This is a genomic window from Pseudomonas sp. 22082 (genome assembly GCF_052046055.1).
GTDB classification, from domain to species: Bacteria; Pseudomonadota; Gammaproteobacteria; order Pseudomonadales; family Pseudomonadaceae; genus Aquipseudomonas; species Aquipseudomonas pharyngis.
The window spans coordinates 181,246-199,966 of record NZ_JBQEQB010000007.1 but is presented as its reverse complement, the minus strand read 5'-3'; the positions used below and the strand labels follow the sequence as shown (position 1 = coordinate 199,966).

Annotated in this window: 17 protein-coding genes; 11 read left to right on the top strand and 6 right to left on the bottom strand. The window is 61.7% G+C overall.

Annotated features, from left to right (window positions below; all coding sequences use genetic code 11):
- Positions 1-37: 37 nt before the first annotated feature.
- A complete protein-coding gene (locus ACTJK9_RS10945; RefSeq protein ID WP_440813781.1) occupies positions 38-916 on the bottom strand; it encodes an MBL fold metallo-hydrolase in 879 nt (292 codons plus the stop codon).
- A 115-nt stretch (positions 917-1,031) separates the two neighbouring features.
- Here ACTJK9_RS10945 and ACTJK9_RS10940 point away from each other — a divergent pair, with 115 nt between their 5' ends.
- Together ACTJK9_RS10940 and ACTJK9_RS10935 are read left to right on the top strand one after the other, a co-directional pair.
- Complete coding sequence (locus tag ACTJK9_RS10940; RefSeq protein ID WP_218188768.1) at positions 1,032-1,937, top strand: LysR family transcriptional regulator; 906 nt, start codon at positions 1,032-1,034, stop codon at positions 1,935-1,937.
- 86 nt (positions 1,938-2,023) lie between these two features.
- Positions 2,024-2,200, top strand: coding sequence for a hypothetical protein (locus ACTJK9_RS10935; RefSeq protein ID WP_007953274.1), 177 nt, complete (start codon positions 2,024-2,026; stop codon positions 2,198-2,200).
- A gap of 8 nt (positions 2,201-2,208) precedes the next feature.
- Here the strand turns inward: ACTJK9_RS10935 and ACTJK9_RS10930 are convergent, their stop codons facing one another.
- Positions 2,209-3,105 carry a helix-turn-helix domain-containing protein gene (locus tag ACTJK9_RS10930; RefSeq protein ID WP_197868550.1) on the bottom strand — a complete coding sequence of 299 codons (897 nt, stop codon included), beginning with the start codon at positions 3,103-3,105 and terminating at the stop codon, positions 2,209-2,211.
- 187 nt (positions 3,106-3,292) lie between these two features.
- Here ACTJK9_RS10930 and pobA point away from each other — a divergent pair, with 187 nt between their 5' ends.
- Positions 3,293-4,477, top strand: a complete 1,185-nt coding sequence (pobA, locus tag ACTJK9_RS10925; protein ID WP_440813862.1) for a 4-hydroxybenzoate 3-monooxygenase — start codon at positions 3,293-3,295, stop codon at positions 4,475-4,477.
- A 79-nt stretch (positions 4,478-4,556) separates the two neighbouring features.
- The gene (locus ACTJK9_RS10920) at positions 4,557-6,074 is read left to right on the top strand and encodes an MDR family MFS transporter (RefSeq protein ID WP_440813777.1); all 1,518 of its coding nucleotides are present in this window, start codon (positions 4,557-4,559) and stop codon (positions 6,072-6,074) included.
- A 44-nt stretch (positions 6,075-6,118) separates the two neighbouring features.
- Here the strand turns inward: ACTJK9_RS10920 and ACTJK9_RS10915 are convergent, their stop codons facing one another.
- From ACTJK9_RS10915 to ACTJK9_RS10900, 4 genes are all read right to left on the bottom strand, one after another.
- Positions 6,119-6,967 carry a cache domain-containing protein gene (locus ACTJK9_RS10915; protein WP_085610846.1) on the bottom strand — a complete coding sequence of 283 codons (849 nt, stop codon included), beginning with the start codon at positions 6,965-6,967 and terminating at the stop codon, positions 6,119-6,121.
- 122 nt (positions 6,968-7,089) lie between these two features.
- Positions 7,090-7,965 carry an ATPase gene (locus ACTJK9_RS10910; RefSeq protein ID WP_440813775.1) on the bottom strand — a complete coding sequence of 292 codons (876 nt, stop codon included), beginning with the start codon at positions 7,963-7,965 and terminating at the stop codon, positions 7,090-7,092.
- Between the two features lie 116 nt (positions 7,966-8,081).
- Positions 8,082-9,074 (bottom strand): NAD-dependent epimerase/dehydratase family protein, encoded by a 993-nt coding sequence (locus tag ACTJK9_RS10905; protein WP_039765898.1) that lies wholly within the window; start codon positions 9,072-9,074, stop codon positions 8,082-8,084.
- A gap of 108 nt (positions 9,075-9,182) precedes the next feature.
- Positions 9,183-10,070, bottom strand: a complete 888-nt coding sequence (locus ACTJK9_RS10900) for a LysR family transcriptional regulator ArgP (RefSeq protein WP_085610848.1) — start codon at positions 10,068-10,070, stop codon at positions 9,183-9,185.
- A 96-nt stretch (positions 10,071-10,166) separates the two neighbouring features.
- On the opposite strand from ACTJK9_RS10900, the gene ACTJK9_RS10895 reads away from it, so the two are divergent.
- The 7 genes from ACTJK9_RS10895 to ACTJK9_RS10865 all read left to right on the top strand — a co-directional run bounded on the left by ACTJK9_RS10895 (position 10,167) and on the right by ACTJK9_RS10865 (position 18,708).
- Positions 10,167-10,568 (top strand): ACT domain-containing protein, encoded by a 402-nt coding sequence (locus ACTJK9_RS10895; RefSeq protein WP_085610849.1) that lies wholly within the window; start codon positions 10,167-10,169, stop codon positions 10,566-10,568.
- Between the two features lie 5 nt (positions 10,569-10,573).
- A complete protein-coding gene (locus ACTJK9_RS10890) occupies positions 10,574-11,176 on the top strand; it encodes a LysE/ArgO family amino acid transporter (RefSeq protein WP_085610850.1) in 603 nt (200 codons plus the stop codon).
- A 176-nt stretch (positions 11,177-11,352) separates the two neighbouring features.
- Positions 11,353-11,949 (top strand): superoxide dismutase, encoded by a 597-nt coding sequence (locus ACTJK9_RS10885; protein ID WP_003227660.1) that lies wholly within the window; start codon positions 11,353-11,355, stop codon positions 11,947-11,949.
- A gap of 354 nt (positions 11,950-12,303) precedes the next feature.
- Positions 12,304-14,355: a putative bifunctional diguanylate cyclase/phosphodiesterase gene (locus ACTJK9_RS10880; protein ID WP_039765890.1), complete on the top strand. Its 2,052-nt coding sequence runs from the start codon at positions 12,304-12,306 to the stop codon at positions 14,353-14,355.
- Between the two features lie 195 nt (positions 14,356-14,550).
- Positions 14,551-15,897 (top strand): imelysin family protein, encoded by a 1,347-nt coding sequence (locus tag ACTJK9_RS10875; RefSeq protein ID WP_440813771.1) that lies wholly within the window; start codon positions 14,551-14,553, stop codon positions 15,895-15,897.
- A 292-nt stretch (positions 15,898-16,189) separates the two neighbouring features.
- Entirely contained in the window at positions 16,190-17,617 is a 1,428-nt protein-coding gene (locus tag ACTJK9_RS10870) for a di-heme oxidoreductase family protein (RefSeq protein ID WP_440813769.1), read from the top strand.
- 26 nt (positions 17,618-17,643) lie between these two features.
- Entirely contained in the window at positions 17,644-18,708 is a 1,065-nt protein-coding gene (locus tag ACTJK9_RS10865) for an imelysin family protein (RefSeq protein ID WP_074688445.1), read from the top strand.
- The last annotated feature ends 13 nt before the right edge of the window (positions 18,709-18,721 follow it).

The window sequence follows — 18,721 nt, the reverse complement described above, 5'->3', positions numbered from 1 at the left end:
CAGTTGGCTTGAGAGTGCTGCGTTTTTCAGAATCGGATTACCACTGCATTTCGCCCTTGGCGACTTTGGCGCTCAGCTCCAGCGAGCTTTCTTCGCCCAGTGTCGGGTAGCGTTTTTTCATCGCGGCGATCAGCGCGGCAGAGTCCTTGGCCTTGGTAGTTTCGGCATCGAACGCCTTAATGTAGTCGGCGGTGAATTTCACGGCCGCCAGCGACCGGGCGCTGTCACCCAGGTAGTGACCGGGCACCACGGTTTTCGGTTTCAGGGTTTCGATCGAGTGCAGGGTTTGCAGCCAGTCGGCATGGGATTGCGCGGTCTGGGTGTCGGCCATCCACACGTGGATGTTCTCGGCGACGACCACACCGCCGACCACCGCTTTCAACGAAGGAATCCACACGAAGCTGCGATCCGGCTGTTTGCCGTCAAGGCCGATCACCTGCAGTTTCTGCCCTTCGAGCATCAGACTGTCGCCCTTGAGCACGCCCGGCACGATGGTTTTGCCCGGCATGTCGGCGCCCATTTTCGGGCCCCAGAAGGCGAGTTTGCCGTCGACGGTTTTTTTGATGTGATCAACGGTCGGTTGCGAGGCCAGCACCTTGGCATTCGGGAAGGCTTTGGTCAGGGTGTCGAGACCGAAGTAGTAATCCGGGTCACCGTGACTGATGTAGATGGTGGTCAATTGCTTGCCGCTGGCGCGGATCTTTTCCACCACTTGCTCGGCCTGGGATTTGCCGAACTGCGCGTCCACCAGAATCGCGTCCTTCTCGCCGCTGACCAGTACCGAAGTCACCGGAAAGATCGCGTGGGTGCCCGGGTTGTAGACATCGAGGGTCAGATTCGCGGCCGCTGCGTGGGCAGCAAAGCCGAGGGTGGCGGTGGCCAGTAAAACGCGCTTGAGGGTGGTGAAGCCGATCATGGGTTGCTCCGCTGTTCGAATGCCGTGCTTGGCTATGGGGACAGAGCTTAGTTGCCAGACTCGTTACAAAAAATGCGATGCTTGAACATAGTTTGTTTCTGAAAGCGGGCAAATCATGGATCGTCTCCAAGCAATGCGGGTGTTTGTCACGGTGGTGGATCTGGGCAGCCAGTCGGCGGCGGCCGATCACCTGGATCTGTCGCGGCCGGTGGTGTCGCGATATCTGGCAGAACTGGAAGATTGGGTCGGCGCGCGCCTGATGCACCGCACCACGCGCAAACTGAGCCTGACCGCCGCCGGCAACGAAATCCTGCCGCGTTGCCGGCAAATGCTGGAGCTGTCCGGTGACATGCAGGCCGCCGTCAGCGAACCCGCCGATGCGCCACGGGGTTTGTTGCGGATCAGTGTCAGCACCTCGTTCGGCCAGGCGCAACTGGCCGATGCCATGGCGGCGTTCGTCAAAGCGTATCCGGGAGTGAGCATCGACCTGCAAATGCTCGATCGCACCGTGAACCTGGTGGACGAACGCATCGACCTGGCGATCCGCACCAGCAATGACCTCGACCCCAACCTGATCGCCCGGCGCCTGACGGTCTGCCGTTCGGTGGTCTGCGCCGCACCCGCCTATCTGCGGGAACATCCGCAGCCGCAGCGGGTTGAAGATCTGAGCCGGCACAACTGCCTGACCCATTCCTATTTCGGCAAGAGCCTGTGGCATTTCGAGGAGGATGGCGAACCGGTCTCGGTGCCGGTGCAGGGCAACATCAGCGCCAACGAGGCCAGCACCCTGCTGCGCGCGACCCTGGCCGGCGCCGGCGTGGCGATGCTGCCGACCTATCAGGCCGGGGTGCATGTGCACAGCGGCGAACTGGTTCGCCTGCTGCCCCACGCCGAGCCCCGGCAGATGAACATCTACGCCGTGTACGCCTCGCGCAAGCACATGCCGGCAGCGTTGCGCTGCATGCTGGACTTTCTGGTGCAGCGTTTTCCCGAAAACCCGCAGTGGGATATCGGACTGTAAAGCCGTTCACAGAGCCGCTGGCAACTCCACGGCGCTGACCTATGCTGAAAGTAGTACCCAAGGGTATTCGTTCAGAGGTCAACGCCATGAACACCAGAACAAGAAGATACCTCGCGATTTTCATCACCTGCGCGGCCACGCTGGCGCTGTATGGCACCGCGGCATGGCGCGTGGAGCAGTTGCGGCAACTGCCCCGTGAGTACGCGAGCTGCAACTTCGAGCGCTGCATCCCTCACAACGCCACCCTCAACGCCCTGCGCTGATCCCAGGTTCAGGCGTCGTCGTTCTGCTCGGCCTTCAAGCGGTCGCGGAACGCCTTTGGCGAGATCCCCACCCGGCGCCGGAACAAGCGCGTGAAGTTGGTCGGATCGGAAAACCCCAACACCTCGGACATCTCGTAAATGGTCATGCTGGTGTACGTCAGCAGACGCTTGGCTTCCAGCAACTGACGCTCGTGCATGATCTGCAACGCCGGCTGCCCCGCCAGTTCACGGCAGGTGCCGTTGAGGTGCGAGACGGAAATCCCCAGCCGATGGGCCAGGTCTTCGACCTTGACGTGCTGGCGGTAGGTTTCTTCCACCAGTTGAATGAACCCGTTGAGGTATTCGCGCTGACGCTGCGGGCGTTGCGTGGCGTTGTGACGGCGGATCGCCTGACGGCTGACCCAGACCATGATTACGCTGACCAGCGAATGCATGAGCATTTCCCGCGCCGGTTGATGGCCGTTGTACTCGGCCTGCAACGCGGCAAACAGACTGTTGAGGTACTCCGCGTCCTTGCCCGCCGGATAGCTTTCGGCCTGGGCCAGGGCCTGCACCGCGCTGCCCAGTTGCGCCTGCAAATGGTTGATCAACGGAGTGGCGAGGGTGACGACAAACCCCTCGACGTCCTCGGAAAAACGGAATCCATGCACCGATAACGGCGGCAGGATCTGGATCGCGGTTTCGTTCAGTTGCGTGCGTTGGCCTTCGATTTCAAGCTCTGCCTGACCTTTGAATACGAAGAGCAACTGGCACAAATCGGCGTGGCGGTGGGGTTTGATTTCCCATTGGTGTTCGCGGCTGCGTTTGGAAATGGTTTCACAGTGCAGCAAGTCAGGGGTCGGCCAGTCCAGGCTTTCACCGTAGAGCTTGAACACCGGAATCGAAGGCAGGTCAGGCTTGTTCATCACTTCAATCCAGGCCTCGAGGTTTGCGGGCGATAATCGCACCGATTGGCAGAATGTACAGGTATCGGCTCAGTTTTCACCTTCAATTGACAGACCCGCAAGGGAAAAATGCAAGCACTCGAATCCTCAAACTCATTCACCGGCCGTTGCCGCGTGAAGCTTGCGAGTCATAAAAACAATGAAAACGCTGAAAACCCAAGTCGCCATCATCGGCGCCGGTCCGTCCGGATTACTGCTCGGCCAACTGCTGCACAACGCCGGCATCGACACCCTGATTCTGGAGCGCCAGACACCTGAATACGTGCTCGGCCGAATCCGCGCCGGCGTGCTTGAACAAGGCATGGTAGAGCTGTTGCGCGAGGCTGGCGTGGGTCAGCGGATGGACGCCGAAGGGCTGGTGCACGGCGGGTTCGAACTGGCCCTCGACGGGCGCCGGATCCACATCGACCTGCAAGCGCTGACCGGTGGAAAAACCGTGATGGTCTACGGCCAGACCGAGGTCACCCGCGACCTGATGGCCGCTCGTCGGGAGACCGGAGGGCAGACAATTTACGAAGCCAGCCATGTCGTTCCCTGTGACATGAAAAGCGACGAAGCCTACGTGACCTTCGAAAAGGACGGCGAAACCTGGCGCGTCGATTGTGACTACATCGCCGGTTGCGACGGTTTCCACGGCGTGGCCCGGCAGTCGATTCCCGAGGATTGCCTGAAAGTCTTCGAACGGGTTTATCCGTTTGGCTGGCTGGGGATTCTCGCCGACACGCCACCGATTCACGAGGAACTGGTCTACGCCCGCCACGAGCGCGGCTTCGCCCTGTGCAGCATGCGCTCGGCGACTCGCACCCGCTATTACCTGCAAGTGCCGGCCGAGGAAAACGTCGACGACTGGTCGGATCAGCGTTTCTGGGATGAACTGCGCAAGCGACTGCCGGAGGATCTGGCGCAGAAACTGGTGACCGGTCCGTCGATTGAAAAGAGCATCGCGCCGCTGCGCAGCTTTGTGGTCGAGCCGATGCAATACGGGCGGATGTTTCTGGTCGGGGACGCGGCGCACATTGTTCCGCCAACCGGCGCCAAGGGGCTGAATCTGGCGGCCAGCGACGTCAGCACCTTGTTCAGGATTCTGCTGAAGGTCTATCGCGAAGGTCGCACCGAGTTGCTGGAGAAATACTCGGAGATCTGCCTGCGTCGGGTGTGGAAAGCCGAACGGTTTTCCTGGTGGATGACTTCGATGCTGCACCGCTTCGACGAGCATGATGATTTCAGCCAGCGGATCTGCGCTTCGGAACTCGACTACTTTGTCAGCTCGGAGGCCGGTCAAAAAACCATTGCAGAAAATTACGTCGGGCTTCCTTATGAGGCTATCGAATAGCCTGCTACCGACTTACACTGGCGAGCACTCACCCGCTCGCCCTGGAACTGCGGGTCAATCACTGCCCGCAGGTTCGCCCGTGACCAATCTCAACCATCCCGAAACGCCCAAACCGGCCATTCGCAGCGTGCTGGTCGCGCTGATGATGGCGATCTTTCTCGGTGCGCTGGACCAGACCATCGTCGCCGTTTCCATGCCGGCCATCTCCGCCCAATTCAAGGACGTCAGCCTGCTGGCCTGGGTGATTTCCGGCTACATGGTGGCGATGACCGTGGCGGTGCCGATCTACGGCAAGCTCGGTGACCTGTACGGGCGGCGCAAACTGATGCTGTTCGGCATGGGCCTGTTCACCCTCGCCTCGCTGTTCTGCGGCATGGCCCAGAGCATGGAGCAACTGGTGCTGGCGCGGATTTTCCAGGGCATCGGCGCCGGCGGGATGATTTCGGTAAGTCAGGCGATCATCGGCGACATCGTCCCGCCCCGCGAACGCGGGCGCTATCAGGGCTACTTCTCCAGCATGTACGCGGTGGCCAGTGTGGCCGGCCCGGTGCTCGGCGGTTACATGACCGAGTACCTGTCATGGCGCTGGGTGTTCCTGATCAACCTGCCGCTGGGCCTTGGCGCGTACTGGGTCGCGCGACGCAACCTGATCGGCCTGCCGATTCCCCAGCGCAAACCGGTCATCGATTATCTCGGCACACTGTTGATGATCATCGGCCTGACCGCTCTGTTGCTGGCGATCACTCAGGTCGGCCAAGGCCATGCGTGGCGCAGCAGCGAAGTGCTCGGTCTGTTCGCTTGCGCGGTAGCGGTGCTGGCGGTGTTCGTCTGGCACGAGCGGCGCGCCCGGGAGCCGTTGTTGCCGATGCACCTGTTCACCAACCGCAGCGCCCTGCTGTGCTGGTGCACGATTTTCTTTTGCAGCTTCCAGGCGATTTCCCTGATCGTGCTGATGCCGCTGCGCTTCCAGAGCGTGACCGGCGCCGGGGCGGACAGCGCTGCATTGCACTTGCTGCCGCTGGCGATGGGATTACCGATCGGCGCGTATTTCGCCGGACGCCGCACTTCGATCACCGGACGCTACAAACCGCAGATTCTGAGCGGCGCGCTGCTGATGCCGATCTCGATCCTTGGCATGGCCTTCAGCCCGCCCGATGCCACGCTGCTCAGCAGCCTGTTCATGCTGCTCAGCGGGATCGCCGGCGGCATGCAGTTCCCGACTTCGCTGGTCGGTACGCAGAACTCGGTCGAGCAAAAGGACATTGGCGTCGCCACCAGTACCACCAACCTGTTCCGCTCTCTGGGCGGCGCGGTGGGCGTGGCGTTGATGTCGGCGCTGTTGCTGGCGTTGTTGCAGGACTCCAGTTTCGCCCACCTGGCCGGCAGCTCGCTGATGAGCGAAGGGCATTCCGGCAACGTGCTGCTCGACGGCCTGAACGCGGCGCCCGGCGATGCGCAGAACGCCTTGCGTGCCGAATTGCTGGTGACGTTCCGGCATTTGCTGATGGCCAGTGCGGCGGTGTCGCTGCTCGGGCTGGCGGCGGCGATTGCGATGCCGAACCGGTTGCTGCGGGGCCGTGAGCACGGCGCCCGCTGATTGATGCCGATCGCTTCCACGCGCCGCGTGGGAGCTTTCAGCAATCAAGCACTGTAATAACCGACCGCCACCAGCATGTTCCCGACCTTTTTCAGGTAGGCATGCTTGTTCTCGACCTTGCCGGTCACCGGATTTTTCCAGCGGTACTCGTACTCGCCCTCATCCTGCTTGCCGATCAGCGCCAGAATCGGTTCGCCCACCGGTTTGCCCTCCGGGTCGTCGACCTTTGCGAAGTCGGTGTTGATCAGCCGCAGGTTGGTGCCATGGGCAACGTAGCGGTGGTTGTCGAGATTGACCACGAACACATACAGGTCGTCCTGCAGGTAACCGCCCCTGAGTGAGTTGATCGCGGACAGCGTGCCCTTCTCATCCCTGGTCAGGTCAGTGGCTGCCTTTTCGAGCAACGCTTTCGCCTGCTCCGCCGACGCGCGCGGAAGGTAATAACCCACCGCCAGAATCCGCTGACCGATGCGTTGATAGTAAACGTGCTTGCGCTCGACCTTGCCGTCTGACCAGTTCTGCCAGCGGTATTCGGCCTGTTGGATGCCGTTGCCTTCCGGCACCTTCAGGGCGTCCTTGAAGGACTTCTGCAAGTCCGGCCCGAGGACTTCGCTGACGTCGCGACCGATCAATGCCGACGACGGCCCGCCGCTGGCGAGCATCACGCCCTTGGTGTCGACCACGAACACGTAACGGTCCTTGTCGACGAATTCGCCCTGGCGGCTGAACGCTGCGAACGCCTTGTCGCCGTTGTCGTGGTAATAGGCCAGCGCCTTTTCCAGCAAGGCGATGGCGGCCTTGCTGTCGTCTTTTTCCGTGGTGGCCGCGTTGGCCTGACCGAAACTCAACAGCAGCACCGCGCCGAGCCAAGCCAGCTTGTGCACAAACCCCATGACGCATCCCCCGTTCTTGTTGGTGTTTCAAGAGCGTAGACGGCCTGAAGGCATGTATGGATATTCAGAACGCTTCTGAATGTTGCTGTGGCGAGGGCGCGTGCCCTCGCCACACAAGAGGCTTACGGACGCGCGTTGAGTTGCTGTTGCAGGTTCTGGATCTGCGCTTGCAGGGTGTTGATGTTGCGGGTCATCTGCGCGCGGAACGCGTCGAACTCGGCGGTGTTGGTGCCACCCTGCGAAGCGGCCGGACGGTTGTCCTGCTCGCTCTTGAGGATGACGATTTCCTGCTCCAGACGATCGATCGCAGGGTTCGACCCAGTTTGTTTTTTCAGGGCCGTGATGTCGGCACCGAGGCTCTTGAACTGCGCATCGAACCCCTTCACCTGAGCATCGAAGCTCTTGAGCTGGGCGTCGACCTTGCTGGTGTCGGCCGGGGTGCTTTTCAGCGTTGCCAGTTCGGCGCTCAGGGCTTTGACCTGGGCTTGCAACTGGGTGTTGGCGTTCTGCAGTTCGGTGGTCTGGGCAGTCATCTGCGCCAGGCGCTTGTCCAGATCCGTCGCCTGCCCGGCCACGCCCTGCTGCTGTTTGCTCTGATCCTGAAGCGCACTTTGCAGCTGTTTGATCTGCAGCTTCAGGGCTTCGCTGTCGGTGGTGACGTTGGTCTGGCTGGCCACGACCTTGCCGGAAATGTCCTGCAGACGCCCCGCCGCTTCCTCACTGATGCGCGCGAAACTTTCCTGAGTCGCCACCAGCTGCTGCTCCATCAGCGAAATCTGCTGGAAGCTCCACCAGGCCAGACCGATGAAGGCGAAGAACAATGCGCCGACCAGTGCCCACAACGGCCCGGTGCTGGCGGCCTTGACCTTGACCACGGGTGGCGTGCGCGAATGCACGGTGGTGCGGGCGGTGACCGGAAAATCGTCGTCATCGAGGGTATCGGCGCGCAGGCTCGGTACATCGTCGAAATCGTCGTGGGCATCGTTACGCATGGACATTGAGGCAACCTTTGTGAAACGCGGTGATGGCAGATTGGCGCGAAGTATAAACCCCGCGGCCGCTGGGGTTGACCCTCAAGCCGTGGCGCGGTTCAGTGCCGGCCGGCAGATTCGTATCAACGAATGTCCTGAGCCTTCCACCAGCCACAGAACTCATCGAGGGCCGTCCACAGACTGACTTTCGGATCGTAGTCCAGATAATGCCGGGCGCGACTGATGTCGAGGGTGAAATTTTTGTTCATCACCTGCATGCCCAGGCGCGACAGGGTCGGCTCGGGACGCCCGGGCCAGAGCTTGCACACACCTTCGTTGAGCGCCGCCACGCTGTAGGCCAGGCCGTAGGAACGATACTTGGTGACCTGTGGGACTTCCATCTTGCGCATCACGTAATTGACCACATCCCACAGCGGCACCGGAGCGCCGTTGCTGATGTTGTAGGCCTTGCCCAGCGCGGAGGCGTCGGCCAGCAGGCTGCTGAGCAACGCTTCGTTGAGGTTGTGCACGCTGGTGAAATCGACCTTGTTCAGACCGTTGCCGATGATTGCCAGACGGCCCTTGCGCTGCATGTTCAGCAAGCGCGGGAAGATGCTCATGTCGCCGGCGCCGGTGACGAAGCGCGGTCGCAGGGCGAGGGTTTCGAGGCCGAATTCCTGAGCGCCGAAGACCTTTTGCTCGGCCAGGTATTTGGTCGCCGCATAGTGATGCTTGAAGCGCTTGGGCACTTGCTCTTCGGTCAGCCCGAGGTGGTCGCGACCGTCAAAGTAGATCGAGGGCGACGACAGATGCACCAGCCGCCGAACCCGTTGCTTCAGGCAGGCCTCGACCACGTTTTCGGTGACTTGCACATTGCCCTGATGGAAGTCCTGATAGCGGCCCCACAGGCCAACCGCGCCGGCGCAATGCACCACGGCTTCGACGTCATTGCACAATTCCCGCACCAGATCCGGATCGCTCAGATCGCCTTGAACGAACTCGGCACCGCGACGCACCAGATGCTCGACACCCTCGGCCCGGCGACCGTTGACCCGCACGTCCAGGCCCTGCTCCAGGGCGAAACGCGCAAAGCGTCCGCCAATGAAGCCGCTTGCGCCGGTGACCAGAATTTTCATGTAGAGCTCCAACAAAACCAGCTGCAAGCTTCGAGCTTCGAGCTGCAAGGTAAAAACAGTACGCAAGCGCTTTACTTGGCGCTTGCAGCTTGACGCTCGTAGCTGCTTTCAGGCCACCAGCCATTGCGCCGACGAGCGCACCAATTGCTCGGTCAACAGCCCGAGCAACTGACCGCCATTGCGCCAATGATGCCAGTACAAGGGCACGTCGATCGGTTTATCTGGCAACAGTTCGCGCAGCACGCCGCGCTCCAGTTGCTCGCGGACCTGCAATTCCGGCACCAGGCCCCAGCCGAGCCCGGCTTCGGTCAGGCGGAGGAAACCTTCGGACGACGGGCACAGGTGATGTTCGAAACCGCCATCGACGCCGAGGGACGCGAGGTATCGATGCTGGAGAAAATCGTCAGGGCCGAACACCAGCGCCGGGGTGCGCGGTAATTGTTCGGCCCGCACGCCGTCGGGGAAATGCCGCTCGATGAACGCCGGGCTGGCCAGCGCTCGATAGCGCATCGCCCCGAGCAACACGCTGCGTGCCCCCGCCACCGGCCGCTCGCTGGCGCACAGGCAACCGGCCACTTCACCGGCGCGCATGCGTTTCAGGCCGACGGTCTGGTCTTCGACGATCAGATCGAGCAATAGATGTTGTTCGGCGCAGAAGTCGCCCACCGCCTCGGCCCACCAGGTGGCGAGACTGTCGGCATTCAGGGCGATACGCAGGCGCTCCGGCAGGCCCTCTTCGTCCAGCGCAGGCACCAGCGTCTGCAAATCCCGTTCGAGCAGGCGCACCTGCTGCACATGGTTGAGCAGGCGCCGGCCAATTTCGGTAGGCGACGGCGGCGTGCCACGCACCAGAACCGGCTGGCCGACCCGCGCTTCCAGCAATTTGATCCGCTGGGAGATCGCCGATTGCGAAAGGCCCAGCACCTGCGCCGCCCGTTCGAATCCGGCCTGCTCGACCACGGCGGCCAGAGCGGAAAGCAATTTGTAGTCGAACATCAGTTTTCCTAATGAGCGATCAGCACTATTGGTTTTTCTTATACAACGTCAACCGGGAGAATAGCCAGCAAGCACTCTTTATCAAGGATCACCCCCATGGCTGGCGAAACCTCGTTGACCACCCTGCTGCGCAGCATGAGCCCGCAGCTCAATGCCGGCGAATTCGTGTTCTGCACCTTGTCCGACGGCGAGTTGCCGAGCGGCCTGGAAGTCGTAGGCAGTTTCCGTGAACAGGAAGGCCTGACGGTGATTCTCGAACGCTCCCACGCCGAGCGCGCCGGGTTCAGCTTCGACTATGTCGCGGCGTGGATCACGCTGAACGTGCATTCGGCACTGGAAGCCGTCGGCCTGACCGCCGCCTTCGCCACCGCACTGGGCAAGGCCGGCATCAGCTGCAACGTGATTGCCGGCTATTACCACGATCATCTGTTCGTCGGTCAGGCCGACGCCGAACGTGCCATGCAAGTGCTGCGCGACCTCGCAGCCAACGCGGAGTAATCGTCATGTGGCAAAGCTATACCAACGGTTTGCTGGTGGCGTTCGGGCTGATCATGGCGATCGGCACGCAAAATGCCTTTGTCCTGGCCCAGAGCCTGCGGCGTGAGCATCACCTGCCGGTCGCCGCGCTGTGCGTCGCCTGTGATGCGCTGCTGGTGGCGGCGGGTGTGTTCGGTCTGGCCACGGTGCTGGCGCAGAACCCGACATTGCTGGCGGTCGCCCGCTGGGGCGGCGCGGTGTTCCTGATCTGGTACGGCAGCCAGGCGTTGCGCAGGGCGTTTTCGAAACAGAGCCTGCAACAGGGTGAAAACCAGACCGTGCGTTCGCTGCGCGCGGTGATGCTAAGCGCACTGGCGGTGACCCTGCTCAACCCGCACGTCTATCTCGACACCGTCTTGCTGATCGGTTCTCTCGGCGCACAACAGTCGGTGCCCGGCGCCTATGTCGTGGGCGCGGCGAGTGCTTCGCTGCTGTGGTTTTTCACCCTCGCCCTCGGTGCAGCATGGCTGGCACCGTGGCTGGCACGGCCGAGTACGTGGCGGATTCTCGATCTGTTGGTGGCGGTAATGATGTTCACCGTGGCAGGGCAATTGATATTGGCTTCATGATTTATTCCAAACAGCTCTGGAACCTCTATCCCACACAGTTGTTGCGTGGTTAAGCCGCACCCCCGGTGCTATGATCCGAACCCTGCGCCGCAAAGAGTAAAAACTCGCCGGTGCATTTCTGGCCGCCCGTGATCGGCCTTGCGCTCACCGCAACAGACCTGATTAGGAGAATCATCATGGCTTTCGAATTGCCGCCGCTGCCTTACGCACACGATGCCCTGCAGCCGCACATTTCCAAGGAAACCCTGGAATTCCACCACGACAAGCACCACAACACCTACGTCGTGAACCTGAACAACCTGGTGCCAGGCACCGAGTTCGAAGGCAAGACCCTGGAAGAGATCGTCAAGACTTCCTCGGGCGGCATCTTCAACAACGCCGCTCAGGTCTGGAACCACACCTTCTACTGGAACTGCCTGGCGCCAAACGCCGGCGGTCAACCAACCGGCGCACTGGCTGAAGCCATCAACGCGGCTTTCGGTTCGTTCGACAAGTTCAAGGAAGAGTTCAGCAAAACCTCGATCGGCACCTTCGGTTCCGGCTGGGGCTGGCTGGTGAAAAAGGCTGACGGTTCCCTGGCCCTGGCCAGCACCATCGGCGCCGGCAACCCGCTGACCAGCGGCGACACCCCGCTGCTGACCTGCGACGTCTGGGAACACGCTTACTACATCGACTACCGTAACCTGCGTCCTAAGTACGTCGAGGCGTTCTGGAACCTGGTCAACTGGAAGTTCGTGGCCGAGCAGTTCGAAGGCAAGACCTTCACCGCTTAAGCTGCACGCCAGACAAAAACCCGGCTTTGCCGGGTTTTTTTATACCTGCGTAAATAATCGTGAGTGCGTTGCATCACAAACAAGGCTTTTTCCCACACCTGAAGCAGCCCTTCTCGCCTTGCTCCCAAGCCACGGCGAACTAACATCAAAAGAGGAAAAATTGTCCGACGCCCCTCAAGTTGGAGACCGAAACTACCGACACAGTACAACCAGGGCAAATACTCCAGACAGCAGCATATCGGCCAAGGCCACGGACAAATTTTCCGCGGCTCGATTGTCCCTTTGACTGCCAACACGGGATTGCCAATACTCATGGCAACTTGACGCTACCCGCACGGAACAAGGAATAACCCTTTGAAGCTGGAACTCAAGAACAGCTTGTCGGTGAAGTTGCTCCGGGTCGTGCTCCTGTCGGCATTGATCGTCGGCGTGGTCTTGAGCTGCGCGCAGATCGTGTTCGATGCCTATAAAACACGCCAGGCCGTCGCCGGCGATGCCGAGCGCATCCTCGACATGTTCCGCGATCCCTCCACCCAGGCGGTCTACAGCCTGGACCGGGAGATGGGCATGCAGGTGATCGAAGGCCTGTTCCAGGACGACGCCGTGCGTCAGGCGTCCATCGGCCATCCCAACGAAGCGATGCTCGCGCAAAAGTCGCGTGAGCTGCAGCAATCCAACAGCCGCTGGCTGACCGACCTGATCCTCGGCCAGGAACGCACGTTCACCACCCAACTGGTGGGGCGCGGGCCGTACAGCGAATATTACGGCGACCTGAGCATCACCCTCGACACCGCCACCTACGGTCAGGGTTTCATTGTCAGTTCGGTGATCATCTTCATTTCCGGCGTGTTGCGCGCCCTGGCCATGGGCCTGGTGTTGTATCTGGTCTATCACTGGCTGCTGACCAAACCGCTGTCGCGGATCATCGAGCACCTCACCGAGATCAACCCGGACCGCCCCAGCGAACACAAGATCCCGCAGCTCAAGGGTCACGAAAAAAACGAACTGGGGATCTGGATCAACACCGCCAACCAGCTACTCGAATCCATCGAACGCAATACCCACCTGCGCCATGAAGCGGAAAACAGCCTGCTGCGCATGGCCCAATACGATTTCCTCACCGGCCTGCCGAATCGCCAGCAATTGCAGCAGCAGCTGGACAAGATTCTGGTGGATGCCGGCAAGCTGCAACGGCGGGTCGCCGTCCTTTGCGTAGGTCTGGACGATTTCAAAGGCATCAACGAACAATTCAGCTACCAGACCGGTGACCAGTTGCTGCTGGCCCTGGCTGACCGGCTTCGTGCCCACAGCGGTCGCCTCGGCGCCCTCGCCCGTCTCGGTGGCGACCAGTTCGCGCTGGTGCAGGCCGATATCGAGCAACCCTACGAAGCGGCGGAGCTGGCGCAAAGTATCCTCGATGACCTGGAAGCCCCGTTCGCCCTTGATCATCAGGAGATCCGCCTGCGCGCGACCATCGGCATCACCTTGTTCCCGGAAGACGGCGACAGCACCGAGAAGCTGCTGCAGAAAGCCGAGCAGACCATGACCCTGGCCAAGACCCGCTCGCGCAATCGCTATCAGTTCTACATCGCGAGCGTCGACAGCGAGATGCGCCGCCGCCGCGAACTGGAAAAAGACCTGCGCGACGCCTTGCTGCGCGACCAGTTCTACCTCGTCTATCAGCCGCAGATCAGCTACCGCGATCATCGCGTAGTCGGGGTCGAGGCCCTGATCCGCTGGCAGCATCCGGAACACGGCCTGGTGCCGCCGGACCTGTTCATCCCGCTGGCGGAACAGAACGGCACCATCATCGCCATCGGCGAATGGGTGCTGGATCAGGCCTGCAAGCAACTGCGCGACTGGCACGATCAAGGCTTCGTCGACCTGCGCATGGCAGTCAACCTGTCCACCGTGCAACTGCACCACGCCGAGCTGCCACGGGTGGTCAACAACCTGCTGCAGATGTACCGCCTGCCGCCACGCAGCCTGGAGCTGGAAGTCACCGAAACCGGCCTGATGGAAGACATCAGCACCGCCGCCCAGCACCTGCTGAGCCTGCGCCGCTCCGGCGCACTGATCGCTATCGACGACTTCGGCACCGGCTATTCCTCGCTGAGTTATCTCAAGAGTCTGCCGCTGGACAAGATCAAGATTGACAAGAGCTTCGTCCAGGACCTGCTGGATGACGACGATGATGCGACCATCGTTCGCGCCATCATCCAACTGGGCAAGAGCCTGGGCATGCAGGTGATCGCCGAGGGCGTGGAAACCGCCGAACAGGAAACCTACATCATTTCCGAAGGCTGCCACGAAGGTCAGGGCTACCACTACAGCAAACCGCTGCCGGCGCGCGAGTTGGGCATTTATCTCAAGCAGGCCCAGCGCAGCAACGCGGCCATCCTCTGAAACGTGCCTGCCAGGCCCGACGCAACCCGGGTTCTGCCGGGCATCAACCTCGCTGTTGATCCAGCGCAGACCCCGCGCAAATAAGAAATATTTCCAGCTACAACCCTTTACACATAATGCGAAAGATTTGCATTATGTCGCAGTTTTGCGCACCCCCGCGCCTGTCCACTCAATCACCGAAGCAGGATGTTCGCCATGATTCGTATGCCTCTGGCTACCGCCAGTCTGCTGGCCATCGCTATTTCCCTCGCCGGTTGCGGCGAAGGTAAAGACAAAGAAAAGGCCGCCGCTCCTGCGCCGACTCCGGCTGCGAGCACCGCTGCACCGGCTGCGCCTGCTGCTGCCGGTAAAGTCGACGAGGCCGCCGGCAAAGCCGTTGTCTCGCACTACGCCGACATGGTCTTCGCCGTTTACAGCGATGCCGAATCCACCGCGAAAACCCTGCAAACCGCCGTCGACGCGTTCCTCGCCAAGCCGAACGCCGACACCCTGAAAGCCGCCAAGGCTGCCTGGGTCGCTGCCCGCGTTCCTTACCTGCAGAGCGAAGTGTTCCGCTTCGGCAACACCATCATCGACGACTGGGAAGGTCAGGTGAACGCCTGGCCTCTGGACGAAGGCCTGATCGACTACGTCGACAAGTCCTACGAACACGCACTGGGCAACCCGGGCGCCACCGCCAACATCATCGCCAACACCGAAGTACAGGTCGGCGAAGACAAGGTCGACGTCAAGGACATCACCCCGGAAAAACTCGCCAGCCTGAACGAGCTGGGCGGTTCCGAAGCCAACGTTGCCACCGGCTACCACGCCATCGAATTCCTGCTCTGGGGCCAGGACCTGAACGGCACCGGCCCTGGCGCCGGCAACCGTCCACCGTCGGACTACCTGGAAGGCAAAGGCGCCACCGGCGGTCACAACGACCGTCGTCGTGCCTACCTGAAAGCCGTGACCCAGCTGCTGGTCAGCGACCTGGAAGAAATGGTCGCCAACTGGAAGCCGAACGTGGCCGACAACTACCGCGCCACCCTGGAAGCCGAACCGGCTGAAAGCGGCCTGCGCAAAATGCTGTTCGGCATGGGCAGCCTGTCCCTGGGCGAGCTGGCCGGCGAGCGCATGAAGGTGTCCCTGGAAGCGAACTCCCCGGAAGACGAACAGGATTGCTTCAGCGACAACACCCACAACTCGCACTTCTACGATGCCAAGGGCATTCGTAACGTTTACCTGGGCGAGTACACCCGCGTCGATGGCACCAAACTGACCGGCGCCAGCCTGTCGTCGCTGGTGGCCAAGGTCGACCCGGCTGCCGACACCGCGCTGAAAGCCGATCTGGCCGCCACCGAGGCCAAGATCCAGGTCATGGTCGATCACGCCAACAAGGGTGAGCACTACGACCAGTTGATCGCAGCCGGCAACACGGCTGGTAACCAGATCGTTCGCGACGCCATCGCTTCGCTGGTCAAGCAGACCGGTTCGATCGAGGCCGCAGCCGGCAAGCTCGGCATCAGCGACCTGAACCCGGACAACGCTGATCACGAGTTCTGATCACAGCGTCCGCGTTAAAAAAGGCGACCTTCGGGTCGCCTTTTTCATAGCTGCTATTTGTGGTGATGCTGATGGCCCCATCGCTGGCAAGCCAGCTCCCACAGGTTTTCAGGTGTTTGCAAAATATGTGTACGCCAGCAATCACTGTGGGAGCTGGCTTGCCAGCGATGGCCGCGCCTTGGTCTCACAGGAAACCTGCTCCATATCAAGCAAACGATAATTCCTCTTATTCAAACCCACTCGCCCTGTTAGACTTTGCGCCTTTAAATTCGCCCCTCTTGCAGGAAGTCTGATGCCCTCGCTGCCTCTTCGCTTGTCCGCACTGTTTCTGGCCCTGGGCCTGAGTGCCTGCGATGACGCCCCGCGTTTCACCAAGGCCGAGCCGGGTGAAGCCCGTTCCGGCGGCGCGGCGACCGTGCGCAAGAGCGATCAGAACGCGTTCTCCCTGCCGTCGGCCAACCTGCCGCCCTCGCGGCGGGTGGACTTCAGCGTCGGCAACAGTTTCTTTCGCAGCCCGTGGGTGATCGCGCCGTCGACCACCACCGCCCGCGACGGCCTCGGCCCGCTGTTCAATACCAACGCCTGCCAGAACTGCCACATCAAGGACGGCCGCGGCCATCCGCCGACGCCGGATGCGGCCAACGCGGTGTCGATGTTGGTGCGTTTGTCGATTCCCGATGCGCCGGCCTATGCCAAGGTCATCGAACAGGTGGGCGTAGTGCCCGAGCCGGTCTACGGCGGCCAGTTCCAGGACATGGCCGTCCCCGGCGTCGCGCCGGAAGGCAAGGTGCGGGTCGATTACACGCCGGTGCCGGTACGCTTCAAGGACGGCACCGAAGTCGAGTTGCGCAAACCGGTCCTGCAGATCACCCAGCTCAGCTATGGCCCGATGCACCCGGACACACGTTTCTCGGCCCGCGTTGCACCGCCGATGATCGGCCTGGGCCTGCTCGAAGCGATCCCGGAAGAAGCGATCCTCGCCAACGCCGCCGCGCAGGCCAAAGAGAACAACGGCATCAACGGCCGGCCCAACCGGGTCTGGGATGATGAGCAACAAAAGACCGTCATGGGGCGATTTGGCTGGAAAGCCGGCCAGCCGAACCTCAATCAACAAAATGTTCACGCGTTTTCTGGTGATATGGGCCTCACGACCAGCCTGAGACCGTTTGATGACTGCACCGACGCGCAAACCGCCTGCAAACAGGCGCCGAACGGCAATGGCCCGGACGGCGAGCCGGAAGTCAGCGACAACATCCTGCGCCTGGTGCTGTTCTACAGCCGCAACCTCGCCGTTCCCGCGCGCCGTGGGGTCAACGATGCGCAGGTGCTGGCCGGCAAGAACCTGTTCTTCCAGGCAGGCTGCCAGGCCTGTCACACGCCGAAATACACCACCGCCGCCAATGCCGCCGAACCTGAACTGGCCCATCAAGTGATTCGCCCGTACAGCGATCTGCTGCTGCACGACATGGGCGAAGGCCTGGCGGACAACCGTACTGAATTCCAGGCCTCCGGCCGCGACTGGCGCACCCCGCCGCTGTGGGGCATCGGCCTGACGCAAACGGTCAGCGGCCACACCCAGTTTCTGCATGACGGCCGCGCCCGCAATCTGCTCGAAGCCGTGCTCTGGCATGGCGGCGAAGCGAAAGCGGCGCAGCAACAGGTTTTGTCTTTCAACGCCGAGCAGCGTGCCGCGCTGCTGGCGTTCTTGAACTCACTTTAAACACTTGAACGAATCGGGAGCCCGACATGTTCCGTCCCAAGCTGTTGTTCACCAGCCTTGCCGCACTGGCCCTCGGCGCGTGCTCGCCGCAGGATCCGCAAGCCGTCACCTCGGCGGCCATCGCCAAATCGGTGATCCTGCCGACCTACACCCGCTGGGTCGAAGCCGACAAGCAACTGGCCGTCAGCGCCCTCGCCTACTGCCAGGGTAAAGAGTCGCTGGACACCGCCCGTGCCGACTTCCTGCATGCGCAGAAAGCCTGGGCCGAGTTGCAACCGCTGCTGATCGGCCCGCTGGCCGAGGGCAACCGCTCGTGGCAGGTGCAATTCTGGCCGGACAAGAAAAACCTGGTCGGCCGTCAGGTCGAGCAACTGGTCACCGCGCAGCCGCAGATCGACGCCGCCGCACTGGCCAAGTCCAGCGTTGTGGTGCAAGGCCTGTCCGCTTACGAGTACATTCTGTTCGACGCCAAGCCTGACGTGGCCAACGACGCGCAGAAAGCCAAATACTGCCCACTGCTGGTGGCCATCGGCGAGCGTCAGAAACAACTGGCCGAAGAGATCCTCAGCAGCTGGAACAACACCGACGGCATGCTCGCGCAGATGAGCAAGTTCCCGAACCAGCGCTACGCCGACTCCCACGAAGCGATCGCCGATCTGCTGCGGGTTCAGGTCACCGCCCTCGACACCCTGAAGAAAAAACTCGGCACGCCGATGGGCCGCCAGAGCAAGGGCGTGCCTCAGCCGTTCCAGGCTGACGCATGGCGCAGCCAGTCGTCCATGGAGGCGCTGGAAGCCAGCCTCGCAGCGGCCAAAACCGTCTGGGAAGGCGTCGACAACAAAGGTCTGCGCGGCCTGCTGCCGGCGGAGCAGAAACCGTTGGCGGACAAGATCGATGCAGCCTACGCGGCGTCGCTCAAACTGTTCGGCAGCACTCAGCGCTCGCTGACCGAAATGCTCAACGATGACGCCGGTCGCCAGCAGCTCAACGATATCTACGACAGCCTCAACGTCGTCCACCGCCTGCACGAAGGCGAGCTGGCCAAGGCGCTGGGCATTCAACTGGGCTTCAACGCCAACGACGGTGACTGATGAGGGCACGTGC